Raw genomic sequence first — 12,633 nt, 5'->3', positions numbered from 1 at the left:
GCTTCAAGCTGCCGTGCTGCGCGGGCTCTCCGCGGTTTCCTTCTTGTCCGGTTCCTTGTCGCGCGACAGCCAGGCCGGAAAGCGAAGCAGGCGTTCGTTGGTATCTTTCGGCAGCTCGACGGGCGGCGCTTCAACGGCCGAACTCGGCAAGTCCAGCGCTGCCTGTCCGGATCGCACCGCATCCGCACGCTGATCCAGTTCGCGCAGGAGCGGATCGAGCACGCTGTCGATCTCGGTCGCCACCGACACGAGGAAACTATTGAGTTCGCGCGCCTCGGGCACGACGGCCGCAGCCGATTCGATCGCGCTGGAGAGACCGTCGACGACGGGCGCAAACGCACCGGCGGCTTGCTTGACTCGCGTCTTGATCATTTCGATCTCGCTCAGGACGCGCTCACGCTCCCGCCTTTTCTTCTCTTCCGAAAGGCGGGCTTCGATTTCGGCGATCTGCGCCGTCAGGGTCGTGGCTTCGGATGCGAGCGCATCGCGTCGTCCGCGCGCGCGATCGAGATCGCGGCTGAGATTGTCCACTAAGTCGTCCTTTCCGAACATGGCTTTGCTCCGTAGGACAGGCGCTTTGCCCTGTAGGACGGCCTTGGCGCGAACCGCCAGCCTGGCCACCGACCGGATGGCCGGATCGGCCGAAACAGGCATCAACTTCGGTCGCGTCACATGGGCCGACATGGTGATCCCCCCATGTCAACATTAGGCAACCGCATGGTTAACAAGTGGTTAATATCAACAGATGATCGGGCAATGGGGGCTCGGTGCCGGAGAACATCTCCAACGTCCTGAAGCTCTATCGCCGCCTGCGCAAGACCGAAGACGCGGCCGCGCCGTTCGCCCTCCCTACCCCCGAAAATCAATGCTCCGCAGCACGATCCCCGGCGGTGTCCCCTCGAACTCGGTTGCCTGATACTTCCGTCCGACGCAGGCCTCGATGCGCTCGCGCAGGCGCATGAACTGGGCTTCGCGCTCGGCGGGCCGGGCGCGCGGGCCGCGCTCGAGGTCATCCATCGCGGAGGTCGAGATCGCGCAGGCGATCTCGGTGGCGCCGTCCTGCATCGAGAACTGGACGATGCCACGGTCCTGTTCGTGGCCGATGAAGCGGCCGCTGGTGAGCGTCATGGGGTTACTCCTGTACTGCGCGCGTCACGAGCATCTGCAACAACTCAATTCCGTCGCTATTGGATCCCGGATCCGCGCTTCGCTTGTCCGGGACGACATTTGTGTAGCGGCCGGCCTCAGCCCTCTCCGCTGAGCCGGACAAAATCGTCGAACAGCGCGGCCACCAGCGCGCGGTGGCGGGTGTCCTCCACGGGCAGACTCGCGGCATAGAGGTTGAGCAGATGGCGCGCCTTCACCGCAGCCTCACCGCAGTGCGAAGCATGCGCCGGTTGCAGGACGATAGCCAGCACGTTCGTCGCCACGCCGCCGGCGCCAACGCCGCAGGCCGGCGCCGGTGCGTTAGTCCTCGCAATCGCCCTGCCGCAGGCGTAGGGTTGCTGCATGATCGCGCATCGACCGATGATTGACGGTGACGTTGCGCGGCTCGGCCGAACCGGATGAAGTCAACCCATCACAGGAGACGGAAATCATGGCCAAGGGACAGCAACGCAGCAATCGCGAAATCAAGAAGCCGAAGAAGGACAAAGCCAAGGCCATCGCCGCGGCACCGAGCCGCAAGGACGCGGCGTGGCAGCCGGAGATCGGTGGCCAGGGGAAGAAGAAGTAGGGCGCAGGCAAGCAGAGCGCGCGCTTACCCTCCCCTGGAGGGGGAGGGTAAGCTCACGTGGAGCGTAGCGAGATGTGAGACGGGGTGGGGTGACGGACTCTCCTCACCCAACAGTGTCCGCGTGGAGAGATCACCCCACCCCGCTCGCGCTTCGCGCGATCGACCCTCCCCCTCCAGGGGAGGGTAAGAACCGCCATCGTCTCTTCTCCGTCGCGCTTTTCCGCTATACTCGCCCCGGTAGCATCACCCGGAGGCGCATCCCGTGGAGCAGGCCCACAAACCCGAGCCCAAAAACCTCGTCATCTGCTGTGACGGCACCGGCAACGAGATTTCGGAGAACATCTCCAACGTCCTGAAGCTCTATCGCTGCCTGCGCAAGACGGACAGGACACAGCCGCGGCAGATGGTGTTTTACGATCCCGGCGTCGGCACGGTGACGGAGCCGACGACCTGGCACCGGCTCAAGGCCAATATCAATCTGGTGCTGGGGCTCGCCACCGGCTACGGGCTCGACGACAACGTGCTGTCGGCCTATTGCTTCCTGGTCGAGCATTACGCGCCGGGCGACAAGATCTATCTGTTCGGCTTTTCGCGCGGTGCCTACACGGTTCGCGTGCTGGCGGGGCTGATCCACAAGGTCGGGCTGATCAGGCCGGAGCAGGCGAACCTCGCTGGCTCGGGCCTCGTCGCCTACAAGCAATATTCCGGCACCGGGCGCGGCAACGACGTCGAGGATCTCAGCGACGTCGCCTTCGACGACCAGGGGCCGCTGCCGAAGGACCAATTCGACCTCGCCGCCCAGTTCGCGCGCATCACCTCGACGCGCTGGCCGACCATCCATTTCATCGGCGTGTGGGACACCGTGGCAAGCGTGATCGTGCCGCGCGCGGACCGGCTGTTCTGGCCGAGCCTGGAGGAGCTCGCCTTCACGCTGCGCAACCCCAGCGTCAAGATTTTCCGGCAGGCGATCGCGATCGACGAGCGGCGCTGCATGTTCCGCCTGAAAAAATACGAAGAGCCGCAGGAGTTCTGGAGCAACCGCTATGTGCCCGACGAGAGGAAGGTGCCGCAGGATATCTTGCAGGTGTGGTTCGCCGGCGTGCACAGCGACGTCGGCGGCGGCTATCCGGAGGCGGAGAGCGGGGACTCCAAATATCCGCTGATCTGGATGATCGCGGAGGCGGAGAAGGCGGGGCTGAATTTCAACCCGGCGACCATCAAGCAGCTCGCCTGGGGCATCCAGCGCAAGAACTCACCGTTCCAATATGTCGAGCCGGCCTACACCGGGAAGACGGGCGTGCTGCACGATTCGATGACGGCGGGCTGGCGGGTTCTGGAATATCTGCCGAAGAGCGCAAAGTACAAGGAGTGGCCGGAGCGGAAGGTCTTTCTCGGCTTCTACATCCCCGATTGCGAGCCGCGCCCCATCCCCGAAGGCGCGCATGTGCATGAGAGCGTGTTGAAGCGGATGGCGGTGGAGCCGGATTATCGCCCGGTGAATTTGCCGAAGGACTATTTGACGGTGCCGATGCCGGTGGGGCCGCAGCACGCGGAGGTGGAGACGGCGGGCGTGTAAGGAGCGGCGCGCTCTCATTGACGGGTGTGGAGGCAGGTGCGCGCATCACGCTCAGCCGTCGTCCCTGCGAAAGCAGGGACCCATAACCACAGGGAGGGGTTTGGCGAAGACTCGTTGCTCGGGACTGTTACCGCGCGCAACCGAGACATCACGCGGTATGGGTCCCTGCTTTCGCAGGGACGACGGCGGAGTTTGAGGTGACACCCCACCCTGCTACCGCTGCTTTCTTCCTTCGCCGCTACTTTTCATTAAAATTCTCCCGCCAGCCTTAGCCGGATCGCATCAACTCATCCGCATCATCCTGCATAGTATCCGCTGCTAGACCCTGCGGAATTGGAGGAGAGTGCCAATGTATCCGCGCAAATATGCCCGCGTGAAGCCTGCAGGGCTGGTGTCGCGCCAGGCCAAGATCATCACCGACCCGCGCATGCCTGTGATCAACTGCACGCTGATCGACTATTCGCCCGGCGGCGCCTGCGTCGATCTCGGCGGCCAGGTGAACATCCCCGACAGATTCGAGCTGCTGCACGTCAACACCAAGAAGCGCTGCCGCATCGCCTGGAAGCGCGGCACGCGCGTGGGCGTGGTGTTTTAAGTCTTTCTTACCCTCCCCTGGAGGGGGAGGGTAAGAGAAAGCTACTTCCGCATCCTCGCTTTGGCGCCGCCGACGATCTGCATGGCGACGCCGGCGATCCAGCCGAGCAGAGCGAGCCAGGTCCAGGCCAGGTGCGGATCGAGGCGGAGCACGATGACGGCGACGGAGGCGAGCGCGGTGAGCGTGGCGCAGAGCGTGCCGGCGGCGCTGAGGAATTCGGCGGCGTCGATCGCGCTATGCGCCTCGTCGAACGGCAATTGCGGCGTGTCGATGCCGAGATAGAAGCCGACGAAGCCCAGCACCATCATCACCATCAGAAAGCCCTGCGTGGTGAGCGCCGATATCGCCGATCCCACATAGGCGCCGACGAACAGCCCGCACGCCGCGCCGGCCATCGCAAGCCCGACACGCTCGAACACATGAGCCGTTTTGCGAACACGAAACCGCATGGCAGGCCTCCGCGAGGAGTTGGGTCGCGCAAGGTTAGGCCAGTTTTGCGGGGGGTGGAAGCTGGGGCGATTTACGGATGCGGGGGGTGAGTTGCGTGAGGGGCGTGAGGGGCGTGAGGGGCGAAGGCGCGTCCCACAAATTCCGCCGTCGTCCCGGACAAGCGAAGCGCAGATCCGGGACCCATAACCACAGGGAGTGGTGTGGCGAAGACTCTTCGTTAAAGTTGTCAACGCGCAGCGCGGATCATCGCGAGATCACGCGGTATGGGTCCCTGCTCCCCGTGCGCAATTGCGCACTAGGCAGGGACGATGGTGGAGGATGGGGCGCGGCTATCGCGCCTCAACCACACACACCTACCGCGCCCCGAACGTGGTCCTGCCGAACAGCGCCTTCTGTGTCGAGGGCTGCGAGCGCCAGTATTGCGGCGGGGCTTCGACCTCGCCGCCGACATCGGCGGCGGCGTGCCAGGCCCAGCGCGGGTCGTAGAGCATGCCGCGGGCGAGCGCGATCATGTCGGCCTTGCCGGATGCGACGATCTCCTCGGCCTGCTTGCCGTCGGTGATCAGGCCGACGGCGATCGTCGGCAATCCGGTCTCGCGCTTGATCGCCTCCGCGAACTGCACCTGGTAGCCGGGGCCGAGCGGGATCTTCTGCAGCGGCGAGACGCCGCCGGAGGAGGCATCGATCCAGTCGACGCCGCGCGCCTTCAGCGCGTTGGCAAACTCGATCGTCTGCGCCAGATCCCAGCCGCCCTCGACCCAGTCGGTCGACGACACCCGCATGCCCACGGGCTTGTCGTGCGGGAAGGCCGCGCGCACCGCATCAAAGATCTCGAGCGGAAAGCGCATGCGGTTCTGCAAAAACCCGCCATATTCGTCGGTGCGCTTGTTGGAGATCGGCGACAGGAACTGATGCAGGAGATAGCCGTGCGCGCCGTGCAGCTCGATGGCGTCGATGCCGATGCGCTCCGCGCGCTTGGCGCTGTCGACGAAGGCCTCGCGGATGCGCTTGAGGCCCGCTGCGTCGAGCGCCAGGGGCGCCGCCTCGCCCTCCTTGTGCGGCAGCGCTGATGGGGCCACCGTCTGCCAGCCGCCCTGCTCCACCGGGATCAGCTGGCCGCCGTCCCATGGCCGCGCGCTGGAGGCCTTGCGGCCGGCATGGGCGAGCTGCATCGCGATTGCGGTGGAGGAATGCTTGCGCACCGAGGTGAGCACCTGCTTCAGCGCGGCTTCGGCGGCGTCGCTGTAGAGCCCGAGGCAGCCCGGCGTGATGCGGCCGATCGCCTCGACATGGGTCGCCTCGATGCAGAACATCGCCGCGCCCGACAGGCTGAGATTGTTGATGTGGGTGAAGTGCCAGTCGGTCGCGACGCCGTCCTCGGCCGAATATTGGCACATCGGCGACACCACGATGCGGTTCTTCAATGTCAGGCCGCGCAGCTTGATCGGGGAAAACAGGACGCTCATGCGGGGGAGTTCCGGGGGGATGAGAGGGGGCAATGTGATAAGAGTGTAGTGAGGCAGGCGCGGATTGCTAGGCGCGCGGGGGGAATGGCGGCTGGCCTCCGCGTGCATTTCAGCAATGATCCAGCGGAAGACGCCACACATTCCGCCGTCGTCCCTGCGAAAGCAGGGACCCATAACCCCAGGGAGATGTTTGGCGAAGATTCGGAGTGGGAGCTCGCACCACAACTACTCCCTGGGGTGATGGGTCCCGGATCTGCACGCGCTTGAGGCGCGCTTGTCCGGGACGACAGTGGAGATTGGGGCGCGCCCCGGGACGACGGCGCCACCTACTCCGCCAGCGTGAATTGCAGCAGCAGGGTCCGCTGCAGCATCGAGAAATTGTCGTCGGAGATCAGCGTCAGCACGGTCTCGCCGTCAGCCGTGACGTGGGCGTCGATGCCTTCCATGTTGTCGATCTCATGGCCGAGATCGGCGGCGAACAGCGCGGGGCCGTCGACCAGCACGCCCGGGGCGATCGACTTCAGCGGGATCGAGCGGATGCGGATGTTGACGCCGGTGAACCAGGAGAATTTGCGTTCGAGGATCAGAAGCTCGCCGCTAGCCAGCAGCACGGCATCGCTGATGTCGTATTTCTCGGTGCGGCGCACGCTGAACTGGCCGGGCGTGGGACCACCGATCAGGAAGGCGACGAGGTTGCCGTCATGGTCCAGCCCGCGCTCGGAGAAGGCGATCAGCGTGCCCGCCAGCGGCATGGTCTGGTCTTTGCCTTTGGGCACGACGACCAGCGCCTCCAGCCCCTTGTTGGAGGGCAGCTTGCGGATCCCCGCCGGCACCGGCATCACCTCGCCGCGCGCGCGCGTGCCGCCTTTGGAGAAATCGTAGCGCAGGATCTGGTTGACGCGCTCGAGCCCGACATAGACGACATTGCCGTCGCGCGCGATCGATTCCGAATCCCACCACAGTCGTTTTTCCGTGATCGGCCGCCCCTCGGCGCCGAGCAGCGGCGCGGCCTCGACGTCGTCGAGGCCGGTCATCTTGCCATTGGCGTAGCGGATCCGACCAGTGAACCAGCCGCCCTGGTCGGAAACCGCGAGGAAGCCCTCGCCCTTGGCGTCGAGCCGGATGCCGGACAATCCGCCAAAGCCGCGATAGCGCGAGGTCAGCACCAGGCCGCTGCGATAGTCCAGCGAGCCGAAGCGCGTGCGCGTGCGGTCGCGCGGCTCGAAATTGGGAATGGCGCGCGCGTTGACCTCGACGCTGACAGGCTCGACGACGGCGTTCTCGACCTGAAGCGCGCGCGGCGGCGGCTCGGCCGCGGCTTGCGCCAGCGCGAAGCGGGAGGCTGCGAGAGTGGAAAATCCCGCCGCTGCAAAGCCGAGTAAGCTGCGGCGGGATCGATGCGTGCTCACGAATGCAATTTGCGTCGCGGGCGACCGGCCGGCTGGGTTGGTGCGGTGTTGGTCTCGCTGAAGAGTTCGGCGAGCTTCTCGGTGATGGCGCCGCCGAGCTCTTCGGCATCCACGATCGTCACCGCGCGGCGGTAATAGCGCGTCACGTCATGACCGATGCCGATCGCGATCAGCTCGACCGGCGAGCGGGTCTCGATCTCCTCGATGATGTGGCGCAGATGCCGCTCGAGATAATTGCCGGGATTGACCGACAGCGTGGAATCGTCGACCGGCGCACCGTCCGAGATCATCATCAGGATCTTGCGCTGCTCGGGCCGGCCCAAGAGGCGCTTGTGCGCCCAGTCGAGCGCCTCGCCGTCGATGTTCTCCTTCAGCAGCCCCTCGCGCATCATCAGGCCGAGATTCTTTCGCGCACGCCGCCACGGGGCATCCGCCGACTTGTAGATGATGTGGCGGAGATCGTTGAGACGGCCGGGATTGGCCGGCTTGCCGGCGGCAAGCCACGCCTCGCGGGACTGGCCACCCTTCCAGGCGCGCGTGGTAAATCCCAAAATCTCGACCTTGACGCCGCAACGCTCCAGCGTGCGCGCGAGGATGTCGGCACAGGTCGCGGCGACCGTAATCGGGCGTCCGCGCATAGAGCCGGAATTGTCGAGCAGCAGTGTCACCACGGTGTCGCGGAACGTCGCCTCCTTCTCGTGCATGAAGGACAGCGGATGATAGGGATCGGTGACGACGCGCGACAGGCGCGCGGGGTCCAAAATGCCCTCTTCGAGATCGAACTCCCAGGCGCGGTTCTGCTGCGCCATCAGGCGGCGCTGCAGGCGGTTGGCGAGGCGGGCGACGATGCCCTGCAGATGCGCCAGCTGCTTGTCGAGATAGGCGCGCAGGCGCTCCAGCTCGTCATGGTCGCAGAGGTCCTCGGCGGCGATGATCTCGTCGAATTTCGGCGCGAAGGCATGATATTCCGGCCCGCGCGGCTCGTTCTTGCCGTGCGAATTCGGACGCGTCGCCTCGCCCGGCGTCTCGTCATCGCCGAGCTCGCCGTCGTCGAAGGTGTCGGAGGTCGAGGCCTGCGCGCTTTCCATCGCGCTCTCGCTCATCTCCTCGCTCGACGCCTGCGCCTGGTCGGCGCTCATCTCCTGCGCGGCGTCGGAATCGGGCGAGCCCTCGGCGCCGGACTGGTCGTTGTCGCCGTCCTGGTTCTCGTCGTTCTCGTCATTGTCTTCGCTGTCGGCGTTGCGCTCGTCGCCGATATCGAGCGCGGTCAGGAGATCGTGCACGGCGTCGCCGAACCGGGTCTGGTCCTCGACCAGGGTGTCGAGCCGGTCGAGCCGCTTGCCGATCTTGTCTTCGAGAATGGGACGCCAGAGATCGACCATCTTCTTCGCGGCGGTCGGCGGCGCCATGCCGGTCAGGCGCTCGCGCACCAGCATCGCCAGCGCGTCGGCCAGCGGGGCGTCGGCACGGTCGGTGATCTCGTCGAACTTGCCGCGATGGAAATGGTCGTCGAGCATCGCGGTGAGGTTTTTCGCAACGCCCGCCATGCGCCGCGCGCCGATCGCCTCCACCCGCGCCTGCTCCACCGCCTCGAACACGCCGCGCGCCTGCGGATTGCCGGGCATCAGCTTGCGATGCAGTTTTGCATCGTGACAGGCGATCTTCAGCGCGATGGAATCGGCATGACCCCGCACGATCGCGGCATCACGCTTGGTCATTTTGCGCGCGGGCTCGGGCAGCCGCGCCTTGCCCGGCGCCAGCCCCGGCCGCTCGGCCGCGAAGGAGACGTCGAGCTCCGGCGTCTTGGCGATCGCCTTCAGGCAGGACGCCACCGAGCGCTTGAACGGCTCGGTCGGCGCTTCCTTGGTGTTACGGAATTTGGAGTTGAAGGTGGTGCTCATCTCGATCTCACCGTCGTCCCCGCGAAAGCGGGACCCATAGCCACCGGCGGTAGTCAGTCAGGGAAACTATCAGCGCGCTTCAATCGAGACATCACGCGGTATGGGTCCCGGCGTTCGCCGGGACGACACACCGAGAGAGATCAGGACAGTGCCACGTTGACCGCCGATTCCGGCAGCTCCGCGTTGAAGCAACGCTGGTAGAACTCGGCGACCAGCGGGCGCTCGAGCTCATCGCATTTGTTGAGGAAGGTGACGCGGAAGGCAAAGCCGATATCGCCGAAGATGTCGGCGTTCTCGGCCCAGGTGATCACCGTACGCGGGCTCATCACCGTCGACAGGTCGCCGTTGGCGAAGGCGTTGCGGGTGAGATCGGCGAGGCGCACCATCTTGTTGACGATGTCGCGGCCTTCCTGCGTGCGATAGTGCTTGGCCTTGGCCAGCACGATCTCCACTTCCTCGTCATGGCTGAGATAGTTCAGCGTGGTGACGATCGACCAGCGGTCCATCTGACCCTGGTTGATCTGCTGGGTGCCGTGATAGAGGCCCGAGGTGTCGCCGAGGCCAACCGTATTCGCCGTGGCGAAAAGCCGGAACGCCGGGTGCGGCTTGATCACCTTGTTCTGGTCGAGCAGCGTCAGGCGTCCCGAGACTTCGAGCACGCGCTGGATCACGAACATCACGTCCGGACGGCCGGCGTCGTATTCGTCGAACACCAACGCGACGTTGTTCTGCAGCGCCCAGGGCAGGATGCCGTCGCGGAATTCGGTGACCTGCTTGCCGTCGCGGACCACGATCGAGTCCTTGCCGACGAGGTCGATACGGCTGATGTGGCTGTCGAGGTTGACGCGGACGCAGGGCCAGTTCAGGCGGGCCGCGACCTGTTCGATATGGGTGGATTTGCCGGTGCCGTGATAGCCGGTCACCATCACGCGGCGGTTGCGGGCGAAGCCGGCGAGAATGGCGAGCGTGGTGGCGCGGTCGAAGCGGTAGTCGGAATCGACTTCGGGCACGTGAGGATCGACTTCGGAATAGGCGGGGACTTCGAGATCGCTGTCGATCCCGAACACCTGCCGCACCGACACCTTCATGTCGGGCTGACCGGAAACTTCCTCAACTTTGGACAGAGCGGCGGTCGTCATCAATCCTCCGAGGTCCCGGGCGGTCCCGAAACCGGTTATTCGCACGTTGGCTGCGGCTGGGTGCTGAAACTCAACCTATCAGAGACAAGTGGCCGGCAGAAGCCCGCCCGCCAATCAAAGTTCCGTTGTCTTTTCATTTAGATAGGCAAGGAACGCAGATTTTGGAGGGCTGCCTTGCGAATCACGCCCAAATTCGGGCGCGTCACGCCCATTCCGTGCGAATGGCACTTTGGCCGTATGCGGTTACTTATGTAGGGTCCAAAGCTCCGAGCTCCAGCCCCTCAAGAGACAACGTGACGTCCTTCCTCGATCCCCTCATCTCGTTCGTCTCGGCCCATCCGTGGCTGGCCTATCTGACCCTGTTCCTGGCAGCCTTGCTCGAAGCGGTCCCGGTGGTGGGATCGGTGATCCCCGGCTCGACCATCATCCTGGCGCTGAGCGCCCTGGTTCCGGGCGGCGAGCTGAAGCTGCAATGGGTGCTGCTCGCGGCGGCGGTCGGCGCCGTGCTCGGTGACGGCTCGGCCTATTGGATCGGGCACCGACAGCAGCGCGAGATCCTCAACACCTGGCCGCTGACCAATTATCCGCGCGTGGTCGCCGAGAGCGAAAGCTTCTTCCACCGCTTCGGCACCTGGGCGGTGTTCTTCGCCCGTTTCGTGCCGCCGATCCGCGCCTTCGTGCCGGTCACGGCCGGCGCGCTCGGCATGGCGCCGGCAAAATTCTACGCCGTGAACATCCCGGCGATCCTGGTCTGGGCGCCGGCCCATGTGCTGCCGGGCGTGCTGGCGGTATCGGCCCTGCACGAATATGCCGGGCTGCATCACCACGGGCATGTCGGCAAGCATATCTGGATGCTGACGGTGGTTGGGGTGGCGATCGTGGGCGGCGTTGGCGTGTGGATCTACCGGCGGCGGAACGGCAGCGGTGTCGCGGAGGCGAAGCCGCGGGCGTAGGCCGCACCACACCACAGGTGTCGTCCCTGCGAACGCAGGGACCCATACCGCGTGATCTATCGATTGGGACCGGCGGGAGTACCGAACGAACAGTCGTCGCCAAACTGCTCCCTGGGGTTATGGGTCCCTGCGTTCGCAGGGACGACAGCGGAGAGATATTCTAACTAGCCCCCACCCTTCTCCCCGGCGCAGGTCCCACATACCGCGCCCGCGGCCTGATCAGCTTCCCGAACTGCAACTGCTCGCTGGCGTGCGCGATCCAGCCGACGCTGCGGGCCATGGCGAACAGAGCGAGCTCGCTGCCGGCGGGCAGGCGCAGCGCGTGCACCAGCACCGCGAGGGCATAGTCGATATTGACGAATTCGCCGGTCGCCTCCGCGATCCGCTCCGGCACCTCGCGCGTGAACTTTCGCGGCGCGCCGGCGCGGGAGAGCGCGTTCAGCAGCGATTGCGCGCGGGGATCGCCGCGCTTGTAGACGCCATGGCCAAAGCCGGCAAAACGTTCGCCGAGCGCGACGCGCTCGCGCACCATCGGGGCGACGTCGCGATCGATCAGGGTCTTGACGAGCTGCGAGGCCAGCACGCTCGCGCCGCCATGTTTGGGCCCCTTCAATGAGGCGAGACCGGCGATGACGGCATCGTAGAGATTGAGGCCGGTCGAGGCCGCGCAGCGCGCTGTGAAGGTCGAGGCGTTCAGCTCGTGATCGGCGAGCAGAACGAGGGCGCGGCGGATCAGGTCGGGCGCGTGCTTGTTGTCCGCCGCCCAGGCTGCTGCGATCTGCTGATGCAGCGGCTCGGCCGAGGGTTCGGCATTGAGCATGGTCGCGACCAGCAGCCGGACAATTCGTCCGCCGACCATGGCGCGGCCGTCGGGCGCGCGGGTGAACGCACGGGGATCGACGCTCGCGGCCAGCGCGAGCACGGCGATGGCGCGGTCGATCGGCGCAGCCCGGCGCGCGGCTTGCCCGATCGTGCGCATCTCTTCAGACAGCGCGGGCTGATTGTCCGAAGCGAACGGGTCAACGTCGGAGACGTCCCAGAGCAGCGTCGCGGTGTGCTCCAGCGTGTCGTTTTCGGCGAGATCGACGCAATTAACGCCGCGATAGATCGCGCCCTCCTCGGTGATGGTCGAGATCTCCGTGTCCATGACCGGCAGGTCGGCGTCGAAGCTGCGCAGGCCGCGCGGCTCCGGGGACGGCACGCGGCGCTCCTTCAGCGCGCGGACGTCTTCGGCACGGTAGCGGTTCTTGCGCGAGTCCTGCGTCGGCTCGGAGCGGATCAGGCCGCGGCTGACATAGGCGTAGAGCGTGGCCGGCGAGATCGCGAGCTCGGCGGCGGCTTCCCGGGCGGAGAGGTAGAGCCCCTCGGAATTTTTCATATTGATTTATGTAATCAAGATTGATCAATCT

At 65.5% G+C, this 12,633-nt stretch carries 13 protein-coding genes; 4 read left to right on the top strand and 9 right to left on the bottom strand.

The genetic code is table 11. The annotated features are described in order from the left end of the window. Positions 1-3: 3 nt before the first annotated feature. The 3 genes from RAD04_RS30580 to RAD04_RS30570 all read right to left on the bottom strand — a co-directional run bounded on the left by RAD04_RS30580 (position 4) and on the right by RAD04_RS30570 (position 1,511). Complete coding sequence (locus RAD04_RS30580; RefSeq protein ID WP_091959633.1) at positions 4-684, bottom strand: hypothetical protein; 681 nt, start codon at positions 682-684, stop codon at positions 4-6. 165 nt (positions 685-849) lie between these two features. Next, positions 850-1,128 carry a DUF1488 family protein gene (locus RAD04_RS30575; RefSeq protein ID WP_091959630.1) on the bottom strand — a complete coding sequence of 93 codons (279 nt, stop codon included), beginning with the start codon at positions 1,126-1,128 and terminating at the stop codon, positions 850-852. 116 nt (positions 1,129-1,244) lie between these two features. Then, entirely contained in the window at positions 1,245-1,511 is a 267-nt protein-coding gene (locus tag RAD04_RS30570; protein ID WP_461626772.1) for a hypothetical protein, read from the bottom strand. Between the two features lie 20 nt (positions 1,512-1,531). Between RAD04_RS30570 and RAD04_RS30565 the strand changes: the two genes are divergently transcribed. The 3 genes from RAD04_RS30565 to RAD04_RS30555 all read left to right on the top strand — a co-directional run bounded on the left by RAD04_RS30565 (position 1,532) and on the right by RAD04_RS30555 (position 3,906). Next, on the top strand, positions 1,532-1,735 hold the full coding sequence (locus tag RAD04_RS30565; RefSeq protein ID WP_129590898.1) for a hypothetical protein: 204 nt from the start codon (positions 1,532-1,534) through the stop codon (positions 1,733-1,735). 262 nt (positions 1,736-1,997) lie between these two features. After that, positions 1,998-3,311, top strand: a complete 1,314-nt coding sequence (locus tag RAD04_RS30560) for a DUF2235 domain-containing protein (protein ID WP_461626771.1) — start codon at positions 1,998-2,000, stop codon at positions 3,309-3,311. A 349-nt stretch (positions 3,312-3,660) separates the two neighbouring features. Continuing rightward, complete coding sequence (locus RAD04_RS30555) at positions 3,661-3,906, top strand: PilZ domain-containing protein (RefSeq protein WP_461626770.1); 246 nt, start codon at positions 3,661-3,663, stop codon at positions 3,904-3,906. 41 nt (positions 3,907-3,947) lie between these two features. On the opposite strand, the gene RAD04_RS30550 is transcribed toward RAD04_RS30555, so the two are convergent. From RAD04_RS30550 to cobS, 5 genes are all read right to left on the bottom strand, one after another. Beyond that, on the bottom strand, positions 3,948-4,355 hold the full coding sequence (locus RAD04_RS30550) for a hypothetical protein (RefSeq protein ID WP_091959618.1): 408 nt from the start codon (positions 4,353-4,355) through the stop codon (positions 3,948-3,950). Between the two features lie 354 nt (positions 4,356-4,709). Continuing rightward, positions 4,710-5,822 carry an NADH:flavin oxidoreductase/NADH oxidase gene (locus tag RAD04_RS30545; RefSeq protein WP_461626769.1) on the bottom strand — a complete coding sequence of 371 codons (1,113 nt, stop codon included), beginning with the start codon at positions 5,820-5,822 and terminating at the stop codon, positions 4,710-4,712. 326 nt (positions 5,823-6,148) lie between these two features. Further along, complete coding sequence (locus tag RAD04_RS30540) at positions 6,149-7,231, bottom strand: esterase-like activity of phytase family protein (RefSeq protein ID WP_461626768.1); 1,083 nt, start codon at positions 7,229-7,231, stop codon at positions 6,149-6,151. Further along, positions 7,228-9,132, bottom strand: coding sequence for a cobaltochelatase subunit CobT (gene cobT, locus RAD04_RS30535; RefSeq protein ID WP_461626767.1), 1,905 nt, complete (start codon positions 9,130-9,132; stop codon positions 7,228-7,230). The genes RAD04_RS30540 and cobT overlap by 4 nt, the downstream gene beginning before the upstream one ends. 140 nt (positions 9,133-9,272) lie before the next feature. Continuing rightward, a complete protein-coding gene (cobS, locus tag RAD04_RS30530) occupies positions 9,273-10,271 on the bottom strand; it encodes a cobaltochelatase subunit CobS (protein WP_092261308.1) in 999 nt (332 codons plus the stop codon). A 293-nt stretch (positions 10,272-10,564) separates the two neighbouring features. On the opposite strand from cobS, the gene RAD04_RS30525 reads away from it, so the two are divergent. Beyond that, positions 10,565-11,224, top strand: a complete 660-nt coding sequence (locus tag RAD04_RS30525) for a DedA family protein (protein ID WP_461626766.1) — start codon at positions 10,565-10,567, stop codon at positions 11,222-11,224. Positions 11,225-11,384: 160 nt separating this feature from the next. On the opposite strand, the gene RAD04_RS30520 is transcribed toward RAD04_RS30525, so the two are convergent. Continuing rightward, positions 11,385-12,602 (bottom strand): citrate synthase family protein, encoded by a 1,218-nt coding sequence (locus tag RAD04_RS30520; RefSeq protein ID WP_461626765.1) that lies wholly within the window; start codon positions 12,600-12,602, stop codon positions 11,385-11,387. Between the last annotated feature and the right edge of the window lie 31 nt (positions 12,603-12,633).

Source organism: Bradyrhizobium sp. 25ACV (genome assembly GCF_054863005.1).
This window is presented reverse-complemented; position numbering and strand designations above follow the sequence as displayed.

What these genes read in the sequence shown, in the direction of transcription:
- RAD04_RS30580 (WP_091959633.1), bottom strand. Translation starts at nt 684, where the DNA reads ATGTCGGCCCATGTGACGCGACCGAAGTTGATGCCTGTTTCGGCCGAT.
- RAD04_RS30575 (WP_091959630.1), bottom strand. Translation starts at nt 1,128, where the DNA reads ATGACGCTCACCAGCGGCCGCTTCATCGGCCACGAACAGGACCGTGGC.
- RAD04_RS30570 (WP_461626772.1), bottom strand. Translation starts at nt 1,511, where the DNA reads ATGCAGCAACCCTACGCCTGCGGCAGGGCGATTGCGAGGACTAACGCA.
- RAD04_RS30555 (WP_461626770.1), top strand. Translation starts at nt 3,661, where the DNA reads ATGTATCCGCGCAAATATGCCCGCGTGAAGCCTGCAGGGCTGGTGTCG.
- RAD04_RS30550 (WP_091959618.1), bottom strand. Translation starts at nt 4,355, where the DNA reads ATGCGGTTTCGTGTTCGCAAAACGGCTCATGTGTTCGAGCGTGTCGGG.
- RAD04_RS30545 (WP_461626769.1), bottom strand. Translation starts at nt 5,822, where the DNA reads ATGAGCGTCCTGTTTTCCCCGATCAAGCTGCGCGGCCTGACATTGAAG.
- cobT (WP_461626767.1), bottom strand. Translation starts at nt 9,132, where the DNA reads ATGAGCACCACCTTCAACTCCAAATTCCGTAACACCAAGGAAGCGCCG.
- cobS (WP_092261308.1), bottom strand. Translation starts at nt 10,271, where the DNA reads ATGACGACCGCCGCTCTGTCCAAAGTTGAGGAAGTTTCCGGTCAGCCC.
- RAD04_RS30520 (WP_461626765.1), bottom strand. Translation starts at nt 12,602, where the DNA reads ATGAAAAATTCCGAGGGGCTCTACCTCTCCGCCCGGGAAGCCGCCGCC.